This is a genomic window from Ammoniphilus soli (assembly GCF_040813775.1).
In genome coordinates this window covers 19,558-44,757 of sequence record NZ_JBEGDL010000034.1, presented here as the reverse complement: position 1 = coordinate 44,757, position 25,200 = coordinate 19,558, and the positions used below count along the sequence as shown (strand labels likewise).

Annotated in this window: 19 protein-coding genes, 1 pseudogene and 2 riboswitches; of the genes and pseudogenes, 3 read left to right on the top strand and 17 right to left on the bottom strand. The window is 42.2% G+C overall.

What is annotated here, in order from left to right:
* Positions 1-169: 169 nt before the first annotated feature.
* Together ABLT31_RS31805 and ABLT31_RS31800 are read right to left on the bottom strand one after the other, a co-directional pair.
* Positions 170-438: pseudogene (locus ABLT31_RS31805) on the bottom strand (hypothetical protein).
* 277 nt (positions 439-715) lie between these two features.
* Positions 716-1,072 carry a hypothetical protein gene (locus ABLT31_RS31800; RefSeq protein ID WP_367759290.1) on the bottom strand — a complete coding sequence of 119 codons (357 nt, stop codon included), beginning with the start codon at positions 1,070-1,072 and terminating at the stop codon, positions 716-718.
* 151 nt (positions 1,073-1,223) lie between these two features.
* Between ABLT31_RS31800 and ABLT31_RS31795 the strand changes: the two genes are divergently transcribed.
* Together ABLT31_RS31795 and ABLT31_RS31790 are read left to right on the top strand one after the other, a co-directional pair.
* Positions 1,224-1,436: a hypothetical protein gene (locus ABLT31_RS31795; RefSeq protein WP_367759287.1), complete on the top strand. Its 213-nt coding sequence runs from the start codon at positions 1,224-1,226 to the stop codon at positions 1,434-1,436.
* A 388-nt stretch (positions 1,437-1,824) separates the two neighbouring features.
* Positions 1,825-1,983 carry a hypothetical protein gene (locus tag ABLT31_RS31790; protein WP_367759285.1) on the top strand — a complete coding sequence of 53 codons (159 nt, stop codon included), beginning with the start codon at positions 1,825-1,827 and terminating at the stop codon, positions 1,981-1,983.
* Positions 1,984-2,872: 889 nt separating this feature from the next.
* Here the strand turns inward: ABLT31_RS31790 and ABLT31_RS31785 are convergent.
* From ABLT31_RS31785 to ABLT31_RS31730, 12 genes are all read right to left on the bottom strand, one after another.
* Positions 2,873-3,070, bottom strand: a complete 198-nt coding sequence (locus tag ABLT31_RS31785; RefSeq protein WP_367759283.1) for a hypothetical protein — start codon at positions 3,068-3,070, stop codon at positions 2,873-2,875.
* Positions 3,071-3,189: 119 nt separating this feature from the next.
* Positions 3,190-3,600 (bottom strand): glycosyltransferase, encoded by a 411-nt coding sequence (locus tag ABLT31_RS31780; RefSeq protein WP_367759281.1) that lies wholly within the window; start codon positions 3,598-3,600, stop codon positions 3,190-3,192.
* A 59-nt stretch (positions 3,601-3,659) separates the two neighbouring features.
* Complete coding sequence (locus ABLT31_RS31775) at positions 3,660-4,355, bottom strand: response regulator (RefSeq protein ID WP_367759279.1); 696 nt, start codon at positions 4,353-4,355, stop codon at positions 3,660-3,662.
* A 33-nt stretch (positions 4,356-4,388) separates the two neighbouring features.
* Entirely contained in the window at positions 4,389-5,558 is a 1,170-nt protein-coding gene (locus tag ABLT31_RS31770) for a sensor histidine kinase (protein WP_367759277.1), read from the bottom strand.
* Entirely contained in the window at positions 5,539-6,462 is a 924-nt protein-coding gene (locus tag ABLT31_RS31765) for a polysaccharide deacetylase family protein (protein WP_367759275.1), read from the bottom strand. Before ABLT31_RS31765 ends, ABLT31_RS31770 begins: the two co-directional genes overlap by 20 nt.
* Before the next feature lie 289 nt (positions 6,463-6,751).
* Complete coding sequence (metK, locus tag ABLT31_RS31760) at positions 6,752-7,960, bottom strand: methionine adenosyltransferase (protein ID WP_367759311.1); 1,209 nt, start codon at positions 7,958-7,960, stop codon at positions 6,752-6,754.
* Between the two features lie 139 nt (positions 7,961-8,099).
* Positions 8,100-8,247: riboswitch (SAM riboswitch) on the bottom strand.
* A 65-nt stretch (positions 8,248-8,312) separates the two neighbouring features.
* A complete protein-coding gene (locus ABLT31_RS31755) occupies positions 8,313-8,687 on the bottom strand; it encodes an STAS domain-containing protein (protein ID WP_367759273.1) in 375 nt (124 codons plus the stop codon).
* On the bottom strand, positions 8,684-9,094 hold the full coding sequence (locus tag ABLT31_RS31750) for an ATP-binding protein (RefSeq protein ID WP_367759272.1): 411 nt from the start codon (positions 9,092-9,094) through the stop codon (positions 8,684-8,686). The genes ABLT31_RS31755 and ABLT31_RS31750 overlap by 4 nt, the downstream gene beginning before the upstream one ends.
* On the bottom strand, positions 9,087-10,949 hold the full coding sequence (locus tag ABLT31_RS31745) for a SpoIIE family protein phosphatase (protein ID WP_367759270.1): 1,863 nt from the start codon (positions 10,947-10,949) through the stop codon (positions 9,087-9,089). The genes ABLT31_RS31750 and ABLT31_RS31745 overlap by 8 nt, the downstream gene beginning before the upstream one ends.
* Before the next feature lie 381 nt (positions 10,950-11,330).
* A complete protein-coding gene (locus ABLT31_RS31740) occupies positions 11,331-12,665 on the bottom strand; it encodes a prenyltransferase/squalene oxidase repeat-containing protein (RefSeq protein ID WP_367759268.1) in 1,335 nt (444 codons plus the stop codon).
* A gap of 13 nt (positions 12,666-12,678) precedes the next feature.
* Complete coding sequence (locus tag ABLT31_RS31735; RefSeq protein WP_367759266.1) at positions 12,679-15,999, bottom strand: S-layer homology domain-containing protein; 3,321 nt, start codon at positions 15,997-15,999, stop codon at positions 12,679-12,681.
* Between the two features lie 110 nt (positions 16,000-16,109).
* Positions 16,110-16,292: riboswitch (cobalamin riboswitch) on the bottom strand.
* A gap of 308 nt (positions 16,293-16,600) precedes the next feature.
* Positions 16,601-18,040, bottom strand: coding sequence for a S41 family peptidase (locus tag ABLT31_RS31730; RefSeq protein ID WP_367759264.1), 1,440 nt, complete (start codon positions 18,038-18,040; stop codon positions 16,601-16,603).
* Positions 18,041-18,363: 323 nt separating this feature from the next.
* On the opposite strand from ABLT31_RS31730, the gene ABLT31_RS31725 reads away from it, so the two are divergent.
* Complete coding sequence (locus tag ABLT31_RS31725; protein ID WP_367759262.1) at positions 18,364-18,615, top strand: hypothetical protein; 252 nt, start codon at positions 18,364-18,366, stop codon at positions 18,613-18,615.
* A gap of 77 nt (positions 18,616-18,692) precedes the next feature.
* Here the strand turns inward: ABLT31_RS31725 and ABLT31_RS31720 are convergent, their stop codons facing one another.
* The 3 genes from ABLT31_RS31720 to ABLT31_RS31710 form a co-directional block, all read right to left on the bottom strand.
* Positions 18,693-20,936, bottom strand: coding sequence for an O-antigen ligase family protein (locus ABLT31_RS31720; protein ID WP_367759260.1), 2,244 nt, complete (start codon positions 20,934-20,936; stop codon positions 18,693-18,695).
* A 191-nt stretch (positions 20,937-21,127) separates the two neighbouring features.
* Entirely contained in the window at positions 21,128-22,597 is a 1,470-nt protein-coding gene (locus ABLT31_RS31715) for a stalk domain-containing protein (RefSeq protein ID WP_367759258.1), read from the bottom strand.
* A 69-nt stretch (positions 22,598-22,666) separates the two neighbouring features.
* Positions 22,667-24,835 carry a copper amine oxidase N-terminal domain-containing protein gene (locus tag ABLT31_RS31710; protein ID WP_367759256.1) on the bottom strand — a complete coding sequence of 723 codons (2,169 nt, stop codon included), beginning with the start codon at positions 24,833-24,835 and terminating at the stop codon, positions 22,667-22,669.
* Positions 24,836-25,200: the final 365 nt, after the last annotated feature.

Sequence of the window (25,200 nt, the reverse complement as noted above, 5' to 3'; positions counted from 1 at the left end):
CAATATATGAAAAATTTAAACGAATGGTTTGGACAACTGCCCGTAGAGCTGAACAACCTGATCAAATCGTGCTTTAGCCATTCTTCGGATAAGTGAAATGGTCGTATAAACAAAGTGGTATAGGTTTTTTTCAAAAGAAAAAGATCCTAGTTTTCAGGATCCAATAAAGTTAAAGATCTTGTGCAGTATGAGGTTTACTATAGTGACTAACTCCTCCACCACCAACCAATACTCTTCCACCTCTGTTGAAAGTAAGCAATTTCCTTAAACCTCCGATAAGCAATACCTCCACTTTAGCGTTATTTGCTGTTGCCACGTATATAACATAACCACTTCTTGACAGTATTGTTCTCAATTTCTGTCGAACTCTGACCTCAAGACTCGATTTGAATAAACCTGATTTTCCAATCTAGGTGCTTGTGATTTTTTCAAGTGCATAACAACTCCTTTGAAGTTGAATTTAATGCTATCTTATTCAAAAGCACTAGAATGGAATGAATAAATATTACTAGATTTCCTCCTATTTATCTGAAGGTTGGACAGACATATAAAAGCTCAGCAATATCACTAATCATCGTTCTCTTTCTTTTCCCACAAAGCTAGTTGTTCAGCCATGAATATCCCCCTCGCCTTATGATAGAGTGGACTTGTCAGAATCTCAGTCTTTCCAGTAGCGAGGGGCTTTTTTTATCTTAAAAACACTTGGATTAGTTTGTTAATCCTCATCTTTTCTGGTATATACCCTAACCGTTCCGTCCGGTTCTATAATACATTCGATTGGTTCTTTGCCAGGCCATTTGTTTAGATAATCAGGGATTAATAGTTGCTGGGACTCTTCTGTATAAAGCGTGTGATCAGGTGGCCCGTTATTAACCACGTACCACTTGGCAGCTTGTAGCAGCACGTCCTCCGCTCTTTTTTGAGCTTTCATCTCATCGACGTAAGGAAGTGTTTCAATAAAAAACCGCAACATCATACCGGAAATTAAACCTAACAGAGAGATAAAAAATAGCACTCGAAAAAAAGTTCCGCCTTCCAGGACAATCACCTTGTTTTCTCTTGGATTTTCCATCCTATGATGTCATTGGAAAACAGGTTCCTGGCTCCATTCAGAGTTCTCAAATCAAGTTAAATTTTATTAAATTCCACTAATCTATTAATCTAATTAACCCAAACCCCTCCTTTTTAAAAGCATATTTTATTACTAGAAAGGAGTGATCATCATGCCGTTGCGAAGAAGAGCAAGAAGACTTATCGGCAGAACAGTGGGTGTTACCTTTCAAGATGGCACAGGGGTGTCGGGTATCCTCTGCCAAGTCACTACAAACAATATTTTTATACTTCAATTTATTACCCGCAATCAGTTTAGCTTGAACCGCTATAACTTCAACAGAATCCGGGACATTCGAAGATTTCCAAGTTGTCCCGAACGTTAAGACGTGTTTCGGAGTTCACTTCCAAGTGAGCTCTACTACATAACAATCGGAAAAATCGAAATGCTTGTTTCAACAGCAGCTAAATGCCTACAATACCAGTGACTCCCCTTCCGAAAGGAATTTCTTTATGAAACGTAGATTTACATAATATTTATTTGCTTTTAACATTGACTTAATCCAGGTCCGCTATGATTTAAATAGCCCCAATCAAAGCACATGAAACCTTATTCATCGTTGACCCCGTAAGATACTCACTCCATCTAGTCTGTCAGATATGGCAGGCTATTTTTTTGAAAATAACAATTTCATTATTAATGTAAGGACTTCTGCCATAACAATCGTTTTCCTTAAAATGAGCGAGTAAAATTAACTTTAAGGTGGTGATCGTATGGAGGAACTTCAACCGTTCATAAAGGCAAAGGAAGATATCAAGAACCAAATCATCGATCCGTATATCACTGGGAAACAAAGGGCCAAACTGTACTTAAAGATAAAGCTTATTAACAATATGATTGAGCTTATCTCCATCACAAAAAGCCTCAACTAATTTCTTCAGATACACATGTGTCATCTGAAGTTTTTTTGTTTCTTAACTTAAAATGTACCTAACCTCTAGTTACTTGCCCGTTCACAAAATCATTCCCTGAATACTATAGGAAGTGAACAATACAGAAGGCGGTGCGAAATGAAATCTTGTAAATCCTGCAGAAGTAAAAAAAACAAATCCCCTAGACCTCCAATACCTAAGTCCTCAAAAATCAGTTCTATCCTCATAAACAAAAAAGCCCGTGTAAACCAAAACGTCCCTGGAGTATGGTGTTGTCGTTGTGACGGATACAATTGGGTTTGTACATGTAGACCGAACCGATATAGTTGCAACTTCGGGGAAATCCCCCAAGGTTACTGCCAATCATGTCTTCCACTATAGGATTACCTTGGTGCGAAAGAGATCTCCTATTGTCTATTTTCTAAAGGTATACTTCTCGTAAAGCCGAATTTACGCTGCTATTGGCCATTCCGGGTTTCTAATATATAAACGAAAGAATTTTCCCAATCCAATTTTGCATAAAAGGTGCATATAAAATGGTTGCGAACAAATCGCAACCATTTATCCGTGTTAAACTATAGATTCCCGTCCCTCGGAATAGCTTGCTCCGCATAAACCTGACCTGATTAAACTTAATGCTGGGATGAAAAACTGCTTTGAGGGCACTATTACTGCCAAATGATACGGGTAGCATTGCCGCCGTATGTACCCTAAACAATAAAAAAGGAACAGCGATGGCAACAATCGAGGTGAGAGGACACAGAATCCGTTATTGCTTCAAAAAAGCTCACATTAGAGGTTTTGTAGGACACTGAGTCCGCTATTTGCTCAAAAATAGGTACAAAAAGTAGTGTTTTAACCAAATAAGGGATCCTGAGTCCGCTAAACTTTAAGAAATAGCCGTTCTAAAGCGAATAGCGAACCTATAGTCCGCAGTCACTTCCCCGTATTCATCTTCAACCATCGACACCGATTCGCTCACCTGTACGATCGAACCCTCTCCTTTCCTCCCCCAGAACGACAGATCGAAAGACAAGTCAGCCGTTAAAAAGCTTGTCCCATTCACTTCAAAACGAATAAAATCCACAAAGTCCCCCTCCTTTTCCGCAGCATAGCATAAGAAACGAAGAACACAAAATGAGCTTTAAGCCCACAAAAAAACAAAAATGCATCCCTTTGGGATGCATGATCCTGTCAAACCTCGGCTTATGTGGGCTGAATCGTTCCTCCTAACCCCTCCCGCAAGTCAATGGTTAACAGGGGTTGAGTGGGTGAATCTTCTATGGATAACAATTGATAGGGGCTTCGGTTGACGATTTCGATGTGATCGAACAGAAAAGGATGTTCCTTTTGCAACGTGTCAAGGATTTTGCCCGTGTTGTCTGTCGATCCAAAGTCATAGACGACTAAATGAAGCGGCAGACCCTTTAGGCGTGATAAATTGACGAGAGAACGGATGGATCCCTCCAAGCATTGTTCGGAGTTATAAACCAGCAAATGGACGCGCAGTTCGCGCTCTCCCTCTTTAGAATACTGATTCCATCGGATGAACAAGTGAACCAGGATGGCGGATACACCGTAAATGGCAAACAACCAGATTACCCACGTAGCAATCACGGATATCCCTCCTTTTTGCTATAGGATATTCCGTGATGTGTCAAAATGTGAGTAAAAGGTTAACTAATTTTTACCCATCCGTTTTTAATGGAAATGACAACAGCTTGGGTCCGGTCCTGCACATCCAGCTTTTGCAGGATGCTGGACACGTGGTTCTTTACCGTTTTTTCACTGATATAGAGACAATCCCCGATGGCTTTATTGCTTCTTCCTTCTGCCATTAATTGAAGAACTTCTTTCTCGCGCGGGGTAAGGGAATTGAAACGTTCAGCACACACATTGTCCGCTAACTCCACATTCGCGATGTCATGATCCTGCTTAGAACTCAAACGACGAAATTCTGTGATCAGCTTGCCCGTGACGCGAGGATGGATGTAAGCCTCTCCGCCCGCCACCACTTGGATCGCTTCAATTAGGGAATCGGATTCCATTTCCTTTAAGAGATAGCCGCTCGCTCCAGATGAGAAAGCCTGATGAACATAATTCTCATCATCATGTATGGATAAAATAATCACTTTCGTATCGGGAGACAAGCTTTTTATTTTTTCCGTCGCTTCTACCCCGTTCATTTTAGGCATATTAATGTCCATAAGAATGATAGCGGGCTTCATTTCTTCCGCAAGCTGGCACGCTTCTTCCCCATTGGAACCGATGCCAACCACTTCAAAGCTAGGCTCCATCTCTAATATCCTTTTGATTCCTTCCCGAAAAAGCTGATGGTCATCGATAATTGCAATGCGAATCGTATCTACCATTATAATCTCCTTCTTCCCTTAGCTATGTTTAGTTTACCGATCAATTGGTATCGTAAAAGCGACTCGCGTGCCTTGTCCTGTCGCAGACTGAATCTCCAGCTTGCCTTCAAGCAACTTCATTCGTTCTTTCATTCCCATAATACCAAATTGCGGCTGTTCTGTCTTTTCAAAATGCTCAAATCCGACACCATCATCCTGCACAAGGCCGGTGACTTGATCCTTTCGAAACTCTAGCTTCACTTTCACCTGTTTGGCTTTCGAATGTTTCCCTGCATTGTTCAAGGCTTCTTGAATCAACCGGAAGATCACCACTTTCACCGTCGTCGGCAGCCTTTCTTCTGTACCTAGGGTGACTAAATCGGAAGCCACCTGGTACCTCTGGCCAAAATCCTCTACATACTTGCGCAGCGTAGGAACCAATCCCAAATCATCCAACGCCATCGGCCGCAAATCAAAGATGATTTTACGTACCTCAGCAAGGGTATTTCGAACCGTCGTTTTCAGCTCTTTTAATTCAGTACGGACATCATCGATTCTGCCTTGCGCTAAGATGCGTTCCGCTATTTCACTTCGAATCACGATATTGGCCATGGATTGCGCCGGACCGTCATGAATATCCCGAGCCACTCGCTTTCGTTCTTCCTCCTGCGCTTGGATGATTTGCAAAGCCAGCATCTGGCGTTGTTGAGCCGTTTCCATCGCCGTACTGAAATCGCCTAAGTCGCCCGTCAGAAATCCCAGAACGACACTGATTTGCGTCATCAGATTATCTGCTTTATCTAGCGTATCCGTCAAATTCTTCAGCCGGCGCTCCAACTCATCGCGGCGGTTCCTTAGATTGATCTCTTTTTCCCTGGATAAAGAGAGCTCGACTTGAATTTGGCTCGCCACTTCATAGGATTTTTTGATGTCTTCTTCGCCATACTCTTGAAAATTGCGACTGACTTCCACCAATCGCTTCCGACTCCACTTGAATTTCTGCTCTAACTCATCAGTCTGTTGAATAACCAAAGTCACTTCTCGCTTTATCTGCTCGAGCTCATGGCGAAGATCCTGACTCTCATCCCGAGCCCCTTCCGCAATGCCAAAAATCTGTTCTTTACTTCCTTCCACCGCCTGAATGGTTTTCTTTAATACCGAATCTAATTGGGTAAAATCAAACGTGCCACTGAGCGGCATTCCATCACTTCCTTTGACTGGCATGAATAATATCCCGTAGGGTATGCTCAAAGCTGCGACCGTCCATCTCTGGATTTCCCATATCGTTTTTAGGGATGAGGAAAGGGTCCGTATGTTCTGTCACAAAACCTATATTTGTATAAAAACCGTATTGATAACCTGCTTTTCTCAACACTTTAATCAATCGAGGATTATGGTGACCGTAGGGATAGGCCAAGCCGATGACCGGCTCCTTCACTAAATCTTCTAACGCCTTTCGCGCCATCATCAAGTCCGCGTAAAGCCTACTGCGATAATCTTGATCTCCCTCTGAAGGCCCAGGCGCCGTTTCGGGACGTTCATCCTCAATAACATGTAGTCCGTAGGTATGGGACTGAAAGGAAATCAAGCCGCTCCGTTTCAGCTGGTCCATTTGAACGAAGGTCAATGGGGGAATTTTATTCTCCCTCTTCCGTTCCAGGCTATCCCGCAAATTCTCATAAATGACAAAGATCGTCGCTGGAAATCCATACTCCTTAAGTATCGGAAAAGCCTCCGTGTAAATACTTTCATACCCATCGTCAAACGTGATAAGCACGGCATTCTCCTGGTTCAATAGTCCTGTATTTAAAAATTCGTAGAACTCTTCGAGTTTAAGGGGGTGGAAATGATGATTTTTTAAATATTCCATATGTTCCCTGAAAAAAGCCGGTTTAATCGTGTACGGGGTGACTAAATCATCCGATAAGTGATGGTAATTCAAAATGAGTATTTGGTCTCTGTACCAAAATTGATAAGGCTGTTCTGTATCCTTCGATTCCTCTTCCCTTGTTACCTGCTCGTCCAAAACAGGAGCTTCGTCATTCGTTGGGATCGGTTCTTTAGACATATCATCTTGCTGCCCACACCCCACCAGGATCATGAACAAGATGAATAGGATCATTCTCATGGTTCTTCTCCTTGTTCTACACAATTCGACAATAAATATAAAAGTCCTTTTGGAAAGTATTAGCATATAGATAGTTTCATTATAGAAAAAAATTGTATGTTATAAAAAAAGCTATATTGAAGTATTCCAGGGTAGCAAGACCACCTTTAGTGGAAGTTTTTTATGCTTCTGGGAAAGTTTATTTACTTTAATTTCTTAGTTTACTTAAACTTTCCCATCCAGTAAAGCAAAAAAGACCTAATCAGCCTACCACTGTAGGCTAATTAGGTCTTTATTTTTTTAATAAGTTTTACGCTTGCGCTAAGGCAGCAGCATCTTGCTTTAACTGCTCCGCCTTATCGGTACGCTCCCATGGTAAATCGAGGTCCGTACGACCAAAGTGTCCATAAGCAGCGGTTCCTTTGTAGATCGGGCGACGAAGATCTAGGGCTTTAATAATACCCGCTGGGCGAAGATCGAAGTGCTTGCGGATCAAGGTAACGATCTGCTCTTCCTCGATTTTGCCTGTTCCATACGTATCTACGTTGATGGAAACCGGTTGAGCGACCCCAATGGCGTAAGCCACTTGCACTTCGCACTTCTCCGCTAGTCCAGCCGCAACGAGGTTCTTGGCTACATAGCGAGCAGCGTAAGCAGCAGAACGGTCAACCTTCGTCGGATCCTTACCGGAGAATGCTCCGCCGCCATGGCGAGCATAACCGCCGTAGGTATCCACGATGATTTTACGTCCAGTTAATCCCGCATCCCCTTGAGGTCCACCGATAACAAAACGACCGGTCGGGTTAATGAAATACTTGGTTTGAGCATCCAAATATTCCGCAGGAACAATCGGCTTAATCACATGCTCTTGGACGTCTTTCTTGATTTGCTCTAACGTTGCTTCCGGATCATGCTGCGTAGAGATTACGATCGTGTCGATACGAACCGGCTTATCGCCATCGTATTCTACTGTTACCTGGGTCTTCGCATCCGGGCGAAGGTAAGTCAACGTTCCGCTCTTGCGAACTTCCGCAATGCGTCGAGCCAGCTTATGAGCTATCGAAATCGGAAGCGGCATTAACTCAGGGGTTTCGTTCGTTGCGAATCCGAACATTAATCCTTGGTCGCCCGCTCCAATCGCGTCGATTTGCTCGTCGGTCATTTGTCCTTCACGGGATTCCAACGCCACGTCTACGCCCATCGCGATGTCCGGAGACTGTTCATCAATGGAAGTTAACACCGCGCACGTATCCGCGTCAAAACCAAACTTCGCACGAGTATAACCGATCTCGCGAATCGTTTCGCGAACAATCTTCGGAATATCCACATAAGAAGATGTCGTAATTTCTCCCGCTACGAGCACAAGACCCGTGGTGACCGAAGTTTCGCATGCTACGCGAGCGTTTGGATCTTGCTCAAGAATCGCATCCAGGATGGAATCGGAGATCTGGTCGCAGATCTTATCCGGATGGCCTTCAGTTACAGATTCAGATGTGAAAAGATGACGGCCTTTTTTCAACGCCATATTCACGTACCTCCTTAGGAAAATGACAATGGTAAGATACGGCACTCATAATTCTTGCTTCCGAACACTCAAGAGGTGGTGAAAAAAATAAGACCTTCTCCATGAGGAAAAGGCCATAATTCCGCTCCTTTACCTCTTATCTTCCAGGACCTATTTGTCCTGCTGGTTAGCACCTTGCACGGTATAATCGTATCTTTCCCCATAAAGGAAAAAATATGAATCATTGCCGTGGGTTGCCGGGCATCATCGGGCCAGTCCCTCGCGCCTTCTCGGAATAAGAGTAATCCGTTCTGCATAAGAATAGCTAAGTTTTGGTAAGTTGTCAATCATTCTTAGCCTATTTTAATCAGTCAACCAGATGTTTTTTTAGGGATAACCCTTCTATTGCCGCCCACTCGCTTGGATAAATGGTCATGTACTTTGTCAAACTCACCATCTTAAACAGCTTTTCATAGTGGAAGATCAGATGATAGAATCCAACGGGATATTGTCCTGACGTCAATAGGCGAACCAACCGAATAAGAGCGGCAATTCCCGAACTATTAATATATTCCACTTCAGAAAAATTAAGTGCAACACCAATGGTTCCGCTGTCCAACCCTTGTTCCCATGGCTTGAGCCGAAGAAGGGAATCACCCGAATCTTTCGTAATGTCTCCCCGAAGATGAAGAATAAGAATCCCATTTTTAAATTCCTCAATGATTTCAAGCTCAGTAATCATGTTGTTCCTCCCGCTTCCTTACTCATCGTTTTCTCCATATAAAGCATCGTTTGCTCCTCTAAAAAGCAGAAACGATAATTATCCATTAATTTTGATATAAATAAGATCCCCCAGCCCCGTTCAGGGGAAATCACAGGGCAAGGCGTGGATTCGGAACGCATACCACAATCCGATATTACGACTTTTACCAGATTACCCTGAATCCTTATTTGCACTCTGACGTTGAAATCTGCGCATAGCTGGTTCCCGTGTTCGATGGCATTCAGGCATCCCTCGGCAACCGCACATTTTACATCCCAACAATCTTCTTGACAAAATGAAAGGGGTTGAAATAATTCTTCGAGCTTCGAAAGTACCTTTTTTTCTTCTCCTAATATACTTTTGATTTCCATAATTAGTTCATGCATGTTTTTCTTGGCCCCTGCTTTTCCATTCGATCATTAAAAGGGTAACGTCATCCTCCAATTCTTCTTTATGAACATGATCCTTTAATTTAGCCAGGATGAGTGATCCCCTATCCTTTATGGAAAACTCCTCCTGCTGCAAGCCCTCTTTCAAGCGATCAAAACCAAACATCTGCTTCTGGGCATTGCGTGCCTCGATCAGGCCATCCGTATACATGACAAGGATATTTTTTTCGCTAAAAGGAATGACCGTTTGCTCAAAATCATGGTCCCTTTCCATTCCTAAGGGAAAGGAGGCCACCTCAATATCCGCAATCCCTTGTTGAGTAACCAGGATAGGGAAAGGATGACCGGCACTTGCGTAAGCCAGTGTCCGATTAGCCGTATCGACTAATGCCAATCCTAATGTCACTTGCATGGTGAAGCGGGAATCCCGTATCACAATACCATTTAAATAGTCCAAAAGCCCTGTAAGGGAACTTCCCGGATTCGCATGGGAACGAATATGGCTGATGAGAGAAGAGGCCACCATGCCACCAGATAATCCCTTTCCTACTACATCTCCGATGACAAATAGGGTTTTGTTCCGATCCAAGGGAATGACATCGTAAAAATCGCCGCCTACTTCCTTTGCAGGCTGCATGGCTGCAAAGATATCCACGTTTTTGGGAAACTCTGATTCTTGGGGAAGCAAATTCTGCTGGACTTTATTAGCCAATTTGAGCTCCTCTTCGACTTTGGATGAGTCTTTCTTCACGACCCATTCAATAAGCAAAAAAGAACTGAAGATGACCATCACTGCCACAATAAACGCGATGGATGAACTCTGTCCGATCATGGCGCTTACCGTTTGGGCCAGAAGAGAACCGGACAGAATAGAAAACATATTAATGCCAATCCCTACCCCAAGGAAAGCAAAGTTTCTTTTGGTATAGGCAAGATAAGCCAGATAATACAGAATAAATAAATCGAGAAACGCAAACCCCACTTTCATCTTCACAATACCCGCTGCTACTCCCCAAAAGGATGGACCAACGGCAAACAAGGCAAAAGCGAAACCGAGAAGGGCGGAACCGACAAACGTGAACGGGCGCGGACCAATCCGATCAATGAGCAGGCCGATGAAAGGCATCGTAATCGCATAGGGCAAAGTCCCCAGATAGATGTCTAAGTTAGGATACTGTTCGATATAAGGATGAATCAGTCGATACATAATCCCGCCGCCCATATAAATGACAAAAAGAAAGAAATAGAGAGGCCACCAAGGCCAAAGAGGCGACTGATTCGACTTTTCCACGGCAAAGGGAATATGGAAATGGCGTGGATAGCAAAAAAGCATGATCAATGGGACAAAGAGAATCAACTGCAAGAGAAAGAAAGAATAGGTGACACTCCATGTTTGGACAAGGATGTTCATACTGTAGATGGTAATCTCAATAAAAAATCCTGTAATACCGAAAATAAAGCCCCGCTTTCCTTCCGGAATTTTCACCGTGACAAGCGACAGCCAAATAAAGGGCGGTAAGGCCCCCAAAAACCCAAGAAGGACGAAAGCCACAATCCATAAGAAAGAAGGCAGCCAATATAAGGATAGGCCGATAATAAACGTACTCAACAGATGCAAAATCAGAATGAATCGCAGGCGCTTGGGCTGCAGAGGGCATCTAGAAACGAAAAAACCCCAAAACACATACGAAATGGAAAGTGCCAACAAGAAAGCATGAACCACAAACTCTACGTTGACCCCTTTCTGCGTTCCGAAAGAAGTAAGAACCGGGCCAAATAACGGGAAGGATAAGACCCAACCTTGAAAGCCGCAAAAAAATAAAAGAATAGGAATATAAGTTCGAAGCGTCATAGTTCCTCCTGATGTCATGGTACTCATCTACTTGGTGAAGGAAAAGGATGGATGCAAACCAACCTCATCCAGTAATGTTTTGATCTGATCATACAACATCGGTAAGCCTCAAGTTTCCGGTTTTCTCCCCGCAAGTACGCAATATATTTCTGATAGAGGCTTTACGATTGCGGTAAGAAAGACCTAGGAAATTCCAAATTGAGAAAGAACACACGACCAGTCAATTGATCTTCCAGACGAAGCACAAAGCTCTTTAAAAATATGAAACTTTTGTATTAGATTAACAAATTTCGCCATAAATGTATATGGTTTGATTTGATAATGTTACGCAAAAAAAAGACCCGATCCCTATCCAAACAGGATAAGATCCGGTCTTTTCTATTAAAATCTGCTATTTTTCCGAATGGTGTCGACAAGCCATGCAACCTGTGCCCGATTGATAGGCTGGTCGGGCTCCAAACCGCTGTATAACCAACCGCCTTGGCGTGCGTAATCGACAAACCCTTTATACCAAGGCGTTGTCTGGCCAACCTCTCCTCCTTGAAACTGAACGAGAATCGTCACCGCTTGAGCGGCCGTAATCGGCTTATCCGGTTCAAAACGAGTCTCCGTGACCCCTTTAATCCACCCCTTATGGACGGCATATCCAACAAAAGGCCTTGCCCAGTGAGATTCCGGGACATCCTGGAACTTAACAGCAGTACGAGTGGAAGGAATACCTCCTTCCCATTGCACCATCATCGTCGCAAACTGAGCGCGGGTCATAACATCGCCCGGACGAAAACTTCCATCCGGAAACCCTGACATCACTCCGTCTAATAGCAAGGAATGGACTTGCTGATACCCCCAAGCATTTGAAGGCAAATCTGTGATCTGTAAATTCTTTTGGCGGAAACGGGTGATCCATGATTCGCCTCGTTCCACGTCTGTAAGGGCAAGAAGGGCCTGCTCCGTCGCCATTTGGCTAGATAGATTTTTTTCCTGTTTGAGGTGGGCGAAGCCTCCATCCTTTTGTTGAAAGGAAAGGAGAGCCTCTACTGCATTTTTCCCGTTCCAGTTCTTCGGATCTTCCCCATAGGCTACGAACGCTTGAATCACCGCTGCCGTAGACTCCGCCGTCTCTGTTCCCATGGTTTGGAATGCCCCGTTGCTAAGCTGATTCTTTTTCAAATAAGAAAAAGCTTTTACGACAGTCGGGTGATCTTTAGGCAAGCCTAGGTTTTTTAAAGCAAGCAAAGCCATCGCCGTCATATCCGCATCCGAAGTTTTGCTCTCCGCGTCAAAATGGAAGCCTCCGTCCGGGTTCTGCTGATCAACCAGCCACTTTAACGCCAAGTTCTTCTGTGGAATGGTTTTCCCCGCCGCATAAAGGGATAGAATCCCCCATATGTGAGCATTAACTAAACCTTCTCCTGTTCCATTTACCAAATCTGCAAACTTCCCATTCGCTAACTGCCCCTTGGCGATTTTCGAAACGGTCGTTTCTTTCACTTGCCCGACGGCCGCTTCTTCCAACAGCAGCCTTTCCCAATTCGTCATCGCCCTTCCCTCTGGGATCCCAGACAGGGATGCTTTCTGACCCGCGGCGATTAAAGCAATGGTTGCCCACTCCCCTTTTTTCCCCTGTAGCCAACGGACCGCTTGATCCTCATTGGCTTGGGCAAAAGACGGAAGGAGCAGCACAAAAGCCAACATCAACCCAATGCATCTTTTCAAATCCATTCCCCCTCTACTTTATATAAAGGCTTTGATAAACCATAACCGCTGCTTCGGCACGGGTTGCCGTATCGAACGGAGCAAATCGCGTTCCGTTGGATTTTCCTTTTATCCAGCCTGCCTGAATGGCATTGACCGCCGAAATTTTACCCCATGCCGGAATATCCTTTTGGTCAGCAAAGCCCTTCAAAGCTTCCCGCACTTTCTCCTCGTTCTTCGCGGACGCATTATTTCCAAAAGCTTGAACAAGTAGAGTGGCCATTTCCATCCGGGTGATCGTCTGTTCCGGTCTGAAGGTTCCATCTGAATAGCCCTTTACCCATCCTGCATGATACGCCTGAGCAATAAAAGATCTTGCCCAATGCTGTTCCACATCACGGAAAGACACCTTGAGCTGTTCTGCTGAGACAGACTCATCCAGATGCAAGGCTTTCGCAAGTAGGGTCATAAATTCCCCTCGCTTTATCGCCCCCCCGGGTTGAAACGCACCATTTATCCCATGGATCACGTTCTGCTGGGCCAAGCTGTAGATGGCATCCTCCGCCCAATGGTAGGACGCTGTTACATCCGGGAATTCTGGGCTTTTTAAGACCGCAAACTTCGTAAAGTGATCAACCGTCCCAACTATCACCCCTTGAGAGATATCCAGGACAGACGGTATAGGTATCCAACGCTTCTTTTCTTCATCATACCAAGCCAAGATCAGGTGATCCACACTTGCAGCTTCCGGAATAGCTACTTTCAATTGAATCGCAATCGGCTTTTCGAAGTAAGTACCAGCCGGTCCAAATTCATAAATCGGCGAAACATATTTTGCGTGTTTTAGAACATCGGTCTCTTCTGCTTTCCACTTCCGAGCCGTGATTTCGGTCTCCGTTGTGAGGGACTGAGCAGGGATGTATAACACCAGCTCCTCTTGCTCATCCTTAATGACTGTATCCTTATCGATCTCTACCTTTTGCTTGAGCTCGAACCGGTTATTTTGAATGAATTCCGTCAGTTTTTTCAACCCTTCACCGCTGAGGCGATCTTCACCGATCACTTTGGACCCTGTATCGTTGAGAAGGTCTTCCAGCTGCACGCTTAAACGTTCGATCACCTCTTGCGGTGTTCCTGCCGGAATTGGATTTATCTGGTTTGCATAAGCCCCCTCACTTGCTGAAGCCCAGAACCATTCAATCTGGTCGCCATCCGAGAGCGGCATTTCCGCTGCCCCAATCGTATCGGGCTTCACGCCATTCAAACGATAGTTCCATCCAATTAGTCCTTCCGCTTCCTGTCCTTTGATACTTGAAACATAGGTTTCAGAGCTGTTCGTTCTTACCTGCAGGGAAGGATCTTCTTGATTCGCCTTCAATATCGCGTCCATGACCGTAGAGCCCTTAGGTAAGCTTAAGGAACGGTTGAAGAAGTTTTCTCCATTTCTTCCTGTAATGGTCATTTTGACAGAAAGCGTTCCGCTAGGAGAGGTTGTTTCACCGCCAACTAAATTTGTTGATTCAGGTCGGAATCCCATGTCCATTAAAATAGAAGCCAGCCCGCTAGTCCCTCTCTCGTTGGCGAGTTGGCCATTCAGTTCCTGGTTGGAGAGAAGGTAGGAAATGAGATGGTTATCTCCTTTTTTCCAGGTGTCGGAAGTTGGGCTTAAGAATACAGCAAGAAGAGCCTTAATCACTTCCGTCGTGGTGAACACGTTCGATGAAGAAGCGGTCCATCCCTGCTTCATACCACCATCCTGGTTTTGAAGCGTTTTAAAATAGTCAACTGCCTTTTGTACCGCTCCATCACTAGAACCAACGCCTAAGGCGGCTAAGGCGCGAATCGCATAAGCGGTCATATCAGGATCTGTGAAAGAATAATCCGTGCTAAAGCCCCATCCCCCATCCGCATTTTGCTGCTGAACCAGCCAAGCTTTCGCCTGCTCAGCCTGAGGTACCGGCTCATCCGCCGCGTGAAGCGCCAGGATTGCCCAAGCATGGCTGTTAACCCATGTCCGCTCAGACTCTAAGCCATAATGCCCGTTATTGTCCACTCTCGACTTTAATACGTCAATGAGATTGATCCCGTAAAAATCTCGCGGATCTTGCCCGATTGCCGATACAGCCATCGCAAGGCGCGCATAGTCCGTTGTATAGCTTACATTGGGAGCTAAAGCCTGAACATCTGCTTTTAAATGGTCCACATACTGCTTGCCGTCTTTCGTGAATAAGGAAGATTGAAGATTCTCCCCCGCCTGGGCTAACGCCATCGCGGTCCAGTCATCAAATCGGCCATTCGCTTTTTGTTTCGTTTTCAGGTAAGCGATCGCCTTCGTGAGGGCGGCTTGCTCTGTAGAGGTCTCCTTGCTTAAACTAAATTGCCTAACATCGGGCACGCTTTCGTTCCCATACTGATCTATAGCTTTCAGCGAAATGGTATATTCACCTGGATCAATGCCTGTGAAAACAATAAGGTAAGGAGCATAATTCTGTGCCTCAGTCCGCCTGGTCTGAGAAAAATCCCCTTTTTGAATTGTTACCTCAACAGTCAGCTTCTCCGTACTATCCCAAGCCAAGGAAGGTTCCTGAAGATCACCTGTCACCATTAATACTTTTCGGTCGCTATCATAGGTGTTGCCTTTGAAGGCAGGTGGAGCAAGATCACGTTCCACCATATCCGAAACAACCTGAAGGTACAGCTCGTCCGTCCGGACAAGCTTCTGAATGCCATCTTCTTCATGTCGAACAGTGAAAGAATAGTTTCCTACAGGCTGTCCAGGCAGCACCGCCTGTCCATGCTGATCAATCGAAAACACCTGATTCTCAAAATAAACACTGGCCCCGACGGTAGGCTCACCATCTTCCCCATAAACGGAAAGGGTGACGGTTTGTCCTTCTAAGACAACGGGTTGATAACGAACATCAGGGATCTTCGTCACTCCCCATGTCGAATAATAGAACACAATTTCATCGCCAGGGTATATCGAAAATTGGTCCGCGGTGACGGATGGATACTCGTAACTACCTCCGCGCTTCACGTAATACCACCACGAACTGGAATAATCTTCTGTTCTTCTCTCGCCGGATATCGCATTTATATTGCTCCCATATTGGGTTTGCTCGATATCCAGCTGACTTTCACCCATCGCAGCAATCAGCGCATCCAGCGCTGTAGGCCCTGCTTGCACCTGTACATTGGCAAGGGTTTGGATGCTTCCTTCTACTCTAACTTTTACATTGCCTTGATTCGAGGCAACTGCCTGGGATGAAAAACCGCCTAGAACGGTTATCAAGAGCATCACCCAAGCCAGGCATACCGCCAAGCCTTTGTTTCTCCAATCTCCCCTTCTCATCATCTTCCCTCTTTTCTTGTTGTAATTGAAAAAACCTTCCCCGAACACGAAGAAGGTTATCCACATCCAAAACGATGACATGCAGAAATAAACCTTCCTATTCCTCGTAGGACGGGCCATCTGTTGTTCAGGCAGGTCTCCTGGCTCTAGTTCATCTCCGCCTTATCCCTTCCCGGATATTCATCCAGTGGCTTTATGCTAAGGCAGATCCCTATTACAGTGGCGGGACCGCTCCGGATTCGACACCGGATTCCCTCTTTCTGTCGATAATCGACACCTGAACAATCTTGGAAATCTATCATTCATTCTCTAAATATTAGCAAGCATTCACATGGGCGTCAATGGAAGGGAAAAATAGAAGGGATTGCTAATGAATAGGAGTGTAGAAAAAAAACACGTGGTAGTTTCAAGGGTACTATTTGAATATTAAAGGGTAGGACTAGTTTTTATAGCAAATAATACATTGAGCTGTCTCCCTTGAGGAGGACAGCTCTTCTTTCAAGAGAATATCACGTTAGTTCGGATAGCACTACATTTCAATACACCATGGATAATTAGACTTATAATCGATCTTAAATTTATACTCCCCTATCACTGCATGACCTTAATATTCTTCGAGGCTACTTTTATAGAGTACAAGAGCTCCCTGAGCATTCTTCATTTGAATGCCATCGTATCTCCTCAACACCTCATCTAAAGCTAGATAAGCAACACCATCTTTTATGGTCAAAGATGGTGTATTTCCAATTTTATAGGTTCGATTTTTAGTCCCTAATTGAAGGGATACCTCATGGCGTTCTATATCATAACTTACTTTTCCATTCCACAAGTAAGCCATCTTACGCATCGAAAGATACCACGTTCCCTTCTTTTGAAAGGCTAATTCTATCGGGCTTTCATCTCTTTCTCCATTAATCAGAACGTCTCCTGCTGATCTTAATATAATTCTACTATTATTTTTCAGGACATAAAAAGCTGCTTGAAGCTGCTCTATTGGATCATCAACAAAAATATCCGGATATAACCCTACATTGTGAATCACAGTATGATTAGGGCTAAAGTACTCTTCAACCGTGAGCTTTAAGACTCCTCCAGTTCCAAGAGGGATGGCTTCCTGAACCGTTCCCTTCCCATAGGTTAGAGCACCGATGACCTTGGCTTTTCCATTGTCTCGCAATGCCGAAGCGATCAATTCAGCAGCACTTGCCGTATTTTCATTGACCAGAATGACAAGCGGGAGCTGCCAATCTGATCCGTTTTTAATCTTTAATTCCTTTTCATTTCCATCTTTCTCCTTCATAATGACAATCGTACCATCTTCAATAAAAAAACCGGAAAATTGCAGAGCCGATTCTAAAGTACCTCCTAGATTATTTCTTAGATCAAGAACTAACCCTTTCATATTATTCCTTTGAAGTTTAGCCAGCTCCTGTTTAAATAATCCTACTGATTCCTCATTAAAGGTCGAAAGCGACAAATAACCATACGAACCTCTTAATCTGGATTTAACGAGAGGAATATGAACTTTTTGTCTTGTTAATTCTACCGTTTGTATTTCGTCATCTCGTTTAAATTCTACAGAAACTGTACTTCCCTCTGGACCTTGCAAATAAGCTACAGCGACAATGACGCCTTCATTCACTGCTTCTACCCCATTGACTGAAAGGATCGTATCTCCCAATTGAATATTTGCTTTTGCTGCAGGGGAACCAGGGTATACTTCCTGCACAACCATTTTTCCCTCTTGTAAATTAAGCTCTACGCCAATACCAGAGTAGACGCCTTCCACGTAACCCAAAAAGTCAGAGAACTCTTGATCGTGAAAAAACGTTGTGTGGGGATCCTGGAGTGCTTGTACCATCCCCTTTATCGCTGCATCGCTTAGTTTCTGTTGATCTGGAGTATTTAGATAACGGGATTGAATGAGATCATAGACTTCTAAAATACGTTCTCTATTAGGATCTTTTTTCTGATCTGCTACAACTATATTGTTAGAAGAAAAAAGGAAAAATAGAGTAGTGACATATATGAATGATTTGTACAATAAAAACAACTCTCCCTATCTGGAATAGAGCCTAATTAAAATTGGCTCAATTTATATATTTTTGCTACCTCTTCCTAAAATATCCTAAAAACGCTAATTTTACAACTTTATATAATTACGGATCCATAAACTACATTTATGATCAGACAACTTAACTATAAGAGAGGTACAATCATATCTGCTATACCACCATAAATAGGTTTTCATATAGTTTTTGTTTTCGTAAAAAATATTTAAATGCAATTATGGGTGGAAAAAAACGCAGGTGGATGGGAATGTAGAATTAATATAATATAGTAAACAAAGACAAAGGAGGTACCTCAATGGGCCTAAAAAAGTTTATCTTCAGAAAGAGCACAGCTATAGAAAACAATAAAGAAGTATATCGAAAGTTTTTGATTAACTTATCGGAAAATCCTAACCATGAATATTTGCGCAAATTAACCATTGAAGCTGGAGAGCAATATTATAGCTCTCTGCAGAAAAATGGACAGTTATCAGAAAACGACAGATTTGCTATTAACAGGGATATTAATGCAGCAGCAGAGCATAAGACAATCAATATAACAGATTAAAACAAAGGAGCTATCTCATTTTGAGTAGCTCCTTTATTTCATTTTTTAAAAAGAAAAAAGAAGTTCCAAAGGAACTTCTACTGAATAAAAGCTAAATACTCTTGTACTTTTTGTTGAATTTGAGGAAATTCGATCAATGATCCATTGATAATTTGCTGAGATTTCTCTTGTTCCCCGTTCAATTGATATGCTGCAGCAAGGAGCGCTTGGATCTCCAGTCTAATGTCAGCCTCCTGATCTCCCATCGCTTGCTCTATGACCGCTATAACTTCTTCATATCTCTTCTGCACTAGCAGAGCTTGACCGGCATAAAGCCTAACAACCGTAGGAATATGATAGTTCCTCTCATTCATCTGAACAGGATGGTTTACCATGTTTTCATGCCATTTATTCATCTGTTCATAATCGCTCACTATGGAATGAGCATATTCTTGAGCTTTGACATGATCCTGACCAAGATACTGGCGCATAATGTCACTTTTAATTTTCATGATATTCTGGTATAGGTCTACATTGTAATGATCTTGGATTAAACTTTTATTGAAATACTCTAATCCCTTATCAAATTCTCCATGTTGTACATATTGAACGCCTACATTGAACAACAACCGTGCATTATTGGGTTCTAAGTTTTCCATATAGACAAGCTGTTCCAATAATTTCTGCTTATACTGTTCTTGTTGGGTTTGTTCAAATAGCTGCATGTTTGCACTGCTTGCGATGTATTGATGCTCCGTAGAATAAGGATTTTTATCTATTAGTTTATTTACCAATTCTTCTGTTACCTGACCATTTTTTATCGTAGCTAGCGTCTGGTTGGCTGAATAGAATTTCAGGCTATAGAATGAAAAGATGGTAACTAGGATTAAAAGACCACTTAGCGTGGTGTAATAAATGGCTGGCCTGGAGAATGTTGTGCTCTCCCTCTTGGTGTCCATAGCAATAGCCAATAGAAATAGAACAATATACCATACCGTCCCGTAAGAAAAGTTAAAATCCAAGAAACTGTGCACGAATATCATGACGAGAGCAGGAATCGCTGCTCGTGTATACGTGTACTGTTTAAGATTTGAGTTCCCCAGGTTCCTGATTGCATTAAAGAAAAAGAAACCAAAAACGACTAAGAAAACACCAAGACCTAATAATCCTGTATTCAATAATACTTCTAAATATCCATTGTGGGTCTCATTACTCCAGTAAGGGATCTCTTGATATTTTGTAAATAGGACTCTCCAGCCTTCACCGCCTACCCCTGTAAAAGGATGATCCTTTACTATTTTCATAGCATCCTGAGCAAACATGGACCTTCCCTGGACACTATAGGTTCCTGTACTGATATCACTTATTCTCTCTTGAAATGCTGTAGGTAACTGTTTATATACAAAACCTTGATTATACAAATCTAAAAACAATAGAAAACCAGCTACACCTGCAGCCAAAGTTAGAAAATAACGTGAAAACTTCACTTTATTAAATTCATTTAATTTCCAGCCAAATTTACGATTCAACTGGCTAATAAGCAGGATTACTCCTGCAGTAGTCAGTGTAATTATACTGACCATGACTAGGCTTGTTCCAGTAATTATCCTAAATAATAGAAAACCAGACCCTAGTGATATCAGAGTATACAAAACATATATCAATTGGCGGCTAAACGGGAGGAGTATAAGCCCCGTAATCCATGCAATTGGAAAAACCAAAAGTGCACCACGTGAATAGGTATGGAATAAATCTAATGGGTAGAGAGCCATGGGTAAAGCTAGAAGGATGCAAGTCCAAATAGAGTTCTCTCTATCAGTAAGCCATACCAAGGAAAATACCCAAAAGGCACCAACAACTGCTGCAAAAGTATTTCCATATTGGAAGACACTTGTAAACCGTGAGTTTCCTAGATGGTCAATAAGAATGACATCTGGATAATCTACCAGTTTAAAATAGCCTAGTACAGCAAAGGAAGAAAGAACTAGAGCTAGAACAGCGATCAGGTGGGGCAGTATTTCCTTTAACTTTTGATCTCGTGATATCGAAACTAGCATCACAAATACTGCTGAATAATTAAGCCAACGAAGGAGATTATCAAAATTCCCTTGCGGAGATTCAGCAGTAAAAAAAGAGATCAAATAAGTAATGGTTATTAGAAAAATGGATAAACCCGGAAAGTAAAAGTTTTCTTTTACAACAAATAATTTAACCACCCAACTAATAAATAATAAATAAACAAAGAAATGAATAAGATAGAAATCCGCTTCAAAAAAAAGTCCCCTACTAAAAGGAGATAGAATAAATAAGAATGCCAAAGCACTTACAATAAAATAATTCATCTAATACCCTCCACCCAAATTATATCTCCTATCATTTTACATAATTCGCCTCCTATAGACAATTTAAAATATATGGTTGACTGTCCAATAATATATCCGATACCTCAAAAAGCAAAAAAGGGCAAACCCTAAGGAGACCTTATTTGTCCTTAAAGGTTTTAACCCTCATGTTTTATCTATTCATAGAATTATTAGTTTCCTGCAAGTACCCAAGGCTTCTCGAACGCAATTTTAAGCTGTTCATGCTGAACCGTAACATTAAATATTTGCTGCTTCAGTTGTTCTACGCTAAGTGTTACTTCTGTTAATTCTGCCTCTATAGCCATTCCTACATCATATTTGGCTTGAACCATTTTCTGGCCTTGTTCCGCTTTAGCTAAATTTGCTTGTAATACGCCAATCTGGTTTTCCAACTGTCTAATATTATAATACATCGTTCTAATGCTTTCCTCTAACTGTTGCTTCGTGTCAGCAAGGGTTAGCTGGGCTTTCGTTACATCAATTTCCTTTGCTTTATACGGAATTGGATTTGACGGATCATTGAAAGTGTAAAGATCCACATCTAATTTAGCAAGATCAACTTGCTTCTCAAGTGACCAAAGAGAAGGATTCTCAGCTACGACGTTCCTCACATGATGGTCCAAGTTAACCTCCATGAGCTTTTCAAAAGAAGGGTAATCCTCTAATACATAGGTCTCTCCGTTATCTAACCCCAATAATTGATTAAACTTTTGTTCTGAATCTGCCAATGCCTTATTCGCAGCTTCTAGTTTTTCTTTTGCTTCCTGTACATTATTTTGTGCTTGTATTGTGTCAGATTCACTAGCTAATCCTGCTTCTGCTTTTATATTTGTAATACGTTCTTGGCTTAAGACATGGTTTAATGTCAACTCAGCCAACTGCATTTCTTTTTGTTTTTGGAGGATTTCATCATAAGACTTTCTTACTTTAAAGTATAAGGCATCTTTTAATGTATCGACATTTTTCTTTGTCATTTGCAAACTGATATCCGCTTGCTGTAAACCTTTTAAAGCTGATCTTTCTAAAGCATCATTTGATCCATTACCAGTCCCAAGTGGAGTGAAATTCAGATTATCACCGGCTTTATCACGGACCTCTTCCGAACGTTCAATATCCGCAATAGCTTTCTTTAAAGAGGGACTGTTTTTCTCAGCGTAGGAAAGAGCTAGCTCAAAGGTTAGTTTCGTAGCTTTAGATTCCTTCGTATTGATATGGATTTGCTTTGTAGCTCCATCCCACTTCACTTCAGATCCGAGAGCTTCACTAACAAATCGCAGAGGAATCATCGTACGACCATTCATGATCTTTGGGGAAACATCTAAAGTTACAGGCATCCCATTTATCAGTGCCGTATCTGAACCGACCGTCATGATAATTCTTATAGAATCCTTCGTTACCGTAATCTTTTTAGCCTTATCATCCCAAGATAAACTAGCACCTAGAGATTCAAATATCCCCCGAAGAGGAACTAATGTAAAATCCCGCTCAATAACAGGAGATTGTTCATACTCCTGAACCTGTCCATTTATGTACACAGTAATGTTGGAGGAAGAACCTTCGGCACCTGTTACGGCCATAGATGAAAATAGAAGTAAGGAAGTAAGTAGTAAAGAGGAGAATTTCTTCATAAATTGTATCATCTCCTAATAATCTTTTGGAAAAGAGAAAGGGACTCCATGAGGAGACCCTTTTCTCTTTATATTAAGCTATTACTTTACAGAAACTGTTCTAGTAGCTTCATCCCAAGTTACTTCTGCTCCAAGAGCTTGAGCTACATAACGAAGAGGTAGAACTGTACGACCGTCTTTCACGAATGCAGCTACATCCATTGGTACAGATACTCCATTAACAACTAAGTTCTTGCTTCCGATTTGGATCTGAGCAATTCTATCACCCTTGATTAGAGTAACAGTCTTAGTGTTAGCATTCCAGATAACATTGCTTTCAGTTACACCAACAGCTTCAGCTACGAAACGGATTGGCAAGAAAGTACGTCCATCTTGGATGAATGGAGCAACGTCAGCAGTCTTCTCAACGCCATTTACAGTGTAAGTAGTGCTGTCGATTGTGAAGTTAGCATTAGCATATACAGTTCCAGGAGCTGGTGTTGCAACTTCAGCAACTGCTACTTTTGCTACTGTGCTTGCATCAAACTTACCAAAGTCATCTGCTTTACCGCTGTTTTCTACAACAGCATTACCTTTAACCTTAGCAACAATTTGTCCTTCTGGAACAGAACGGTCTACGTCAACAGTTACTCCAGAAATCTTAACAGTGCTAACCTTTGTGCTCTTGCTATCAACTTTAATTACTAGGATGTTCTTCTTTCCACCATATACTGCACTAGATACTGTGGTAAGATCAGTAACATCTAGCTCAAGGTTTCCATCAGTTACTTCTACTTTACCTTTTTTGTTGATTTCTACATCGCTAGGCAATTCAACGCGAAGTTCTTTACCAGATCCATCAAGGATAGCACCAGCTTTAGCTTCAGTAATTACGATATCACCGATGGCTTGATCTTTCTTACCAATTACAAGCTTAGGAGTTGTTCCAGCAGTTGCTGTTACAGGAGCGATTGCTTTACCAAGAACAGCTTTACCTTCAACACCTTGACGTCCAGATACAGTTGCTTCGATATCACCAGTGAAGTCAGCTTGTACGGATACTTTGAAGAGCAATTCTAACTCTACTTTTTTATCAGTCTTATCAGCAGGAATAGTGAACTCTAATTCACGCTGATCGTCTGCATCTGCTGTAGAAGCTTCCAATGCTTTCACTAATTTATTTAATTCAGCTTGGAAATCACCTTTGATATTTGTGTCCTTCTTAACTTCAACGCCAATAATCTTTACACCTTTAGGGAATTGAACAGTTGTCTTACGGTTAGCTGTGATAGAACCAGCTACGGTTTCTTTGATTTCAAGTTTAGTCAGTTCAACATCTTTTTTCTCATCGGCATCGCGACCAGAAACAAGCTCAACTTGATCTCCTTTAGAGTTTACTGTAACTGCATAATCAGCATATTTACCTACAGTAACATCTTTGCTAGCCACTTTATCGCCTGTTACTTCAACTACAACATCTCCAAATGAAGCATCTTTTGTATCAACATCTACAACAGGAGTAATTTGAAGGTATCCTCTTACATCAGCAGTTCCGATGCTTGTAGGTTTAATTGTTAGTGTACGAGTACCATAACCAGTCACTGCAGCTCCAGTTGTTGATAGAGATTTGGACAATCCACCTAACGGAGCAACTTTTGTAGCGTCATCCCAAGTAAATCCTTTTGGTAACTTAACCTTGATTTCATCTCCAGCTTTAATCTTATTAATAGCTGTTTCTTCGATACGAATAGCTCCTAATGTCTGATCATTAGCTTCACCAATAGTTACTGTATTAAGAGCAGTGACAATCGCGTCACCAGCCGCAACTTTAGCTAAAGTATACTTACCAGAAGGAATTCCTGCACCAAAGCTTTGAACTTCTACTTCTACTGCGCTACCGCTAAATCCGTCAAGTTCTACAGTAGGAGTAACCTCTACTTTATCTTGACCAGTGCTAGCTGCATTCACTGTAAGGTTTACTGTATAATCCCCTACAATTTCATAAGTTGCTCCAGTAACGTTTAATCCCTTTACCTTTGCTCCTTCTGGGAAAGTTAATGTAATTGTACCGTTTTGAAGATCAGTAGGATATTTCTCATCTTCTTGGAATGTTAATGTTGCTAACTTAGCGGAATCACTATCATCAGAAAAAGTAGGAACTTCGCTAATGCGACTATCTGTTGCTGCACTTACCGCTAATGGAGCTGCTAAAGAAGCAACTAATGCAGCTGTTGTTACCACGTTAATCATTTTTTTGTTAATCTTTTTCATAACCTTTGTTTCTCCTCCTCGTTTATGTTTAGGTTGAGAGTTATTGTTTTTTTCTATTTATCTGTCTAGGTGTTTCCTACCCGTCTACTTTTTGTAGATCTTGGTAGAGCCACACGTTTATCAGTGTAACTTTTTTTGAGATTTTAGTAAAGAACTTTTTTTGTTCCTTACAATCTTCCCTATTAAGTTATACTCATCTAATTAAACGCATGGTTTTAAAAAAGGTTGCGGAGTTTCAAGAACTTTTTTTGCCGTATTGATTTGACCTATGTATCAGTGGCCTTATCAGTGTTTCTCGTCCCTCTCACATGTACTAGTATATCGGGAGTAGACATTTCATCCAAGTCAAAGAATTTTCCTCATTT

Coding starts and splice junctions, on each gene's coding strand:
- ABLT31_RS31725 (WP_367759262.1), top strand. CDS start 18,364: ATGGGCCTAAAAAAGTTTATCTTCAGAAAGAGCACAGCTATAGAAAAC.
- ABLT31_RS31710 (WP_367759256.1), bottom strand. CDS start 24,835: ATGAAAAAGATTAACAAAAAAATGATTAACGTGGTAACAACAGCTGCA.
- ABLT31_RS31795 (WP_367759287.1), top strand. CDS start 1,224: ATGCCGTTGCGAAGAAGAGCAAGAAGACTTATCGGCAGAACAGTGGGT.
- ABLT31_RS31755 (WP_367759273.1), bottom strand. CDS start 8,687: ATGATTACTGAGCTTGAAATCATTGAGGAATTTAAAAATGGGATTCTT.
- ABLT31_RS31750 (WP_367759272.1), bottom strand. CDS start 9,094: ATGCATGAACTAATTATGGAAATCAAAAGTATATTAGGAGAAGAAAAA.
- ABLT31_RS31735 (WP_367759266.1), bottom strand. CDS start 15,999: ATGATGAGAAGGGGAGATTGGAGAAACAAAGGCTTGGCGGTATGCCTG.
- ABLT31_RS31800 (WP_367759290.1), bottom strand. CDS start 1,072: ATGGAAAATCCAAGAGAAAACAAGGTGATTGTCCTGGAAGGCGGAACT.
- ABLT31_RS31765 (WP_367759275.1), bottom strand. CDS start 6,462: ATGAGAATGATCCTATTCATCTTGTTCATGATCCTGGTGGGGTGTGGG.
- ABLT31_RS31745 (WP_367759270.1), bottom strand. CDS start 10,949: ATGACGCTTCGAACTTATATTCCTATTCTTTTATTTTTTTGCGGCTTT.
- ABLT31_RS31715 (WP_367759258.1), bottom strand. CDS start 22,597: ATGATACAATTTATGAAGAAATTCTCCTCTTTACTACTTACTTCCTTA.
- ABLT31_RS31770 (WP_367759277.1), bottom strand. CDS start 5,558: ATGCCAGTCAAAGGAAGTGATGGAATGCCGCTCAGTGGCACGTTTGAT.
- ABLT31_RS31720 (WP_367759260.1), bottom strand. CDS start 20,936: ATGAATTATTTTATTGTAAGTGCTTTGGCATTCTTATTTATTCTATCT.
- ABLT31_RS31775 (WP_367759279.1), bottom strand. CDS start 4,355: ATGGTAGATACGATTCGCATTGCAATTATCGATGACCATCAGCTTTTT.
- ABLT31_RS31790 (WP_367759285.1), top strand. CDS start 1,825: ATGGAGGAACTTCAACCGTTCATAAAGGCAAAGGAAGATATCAAGAAC.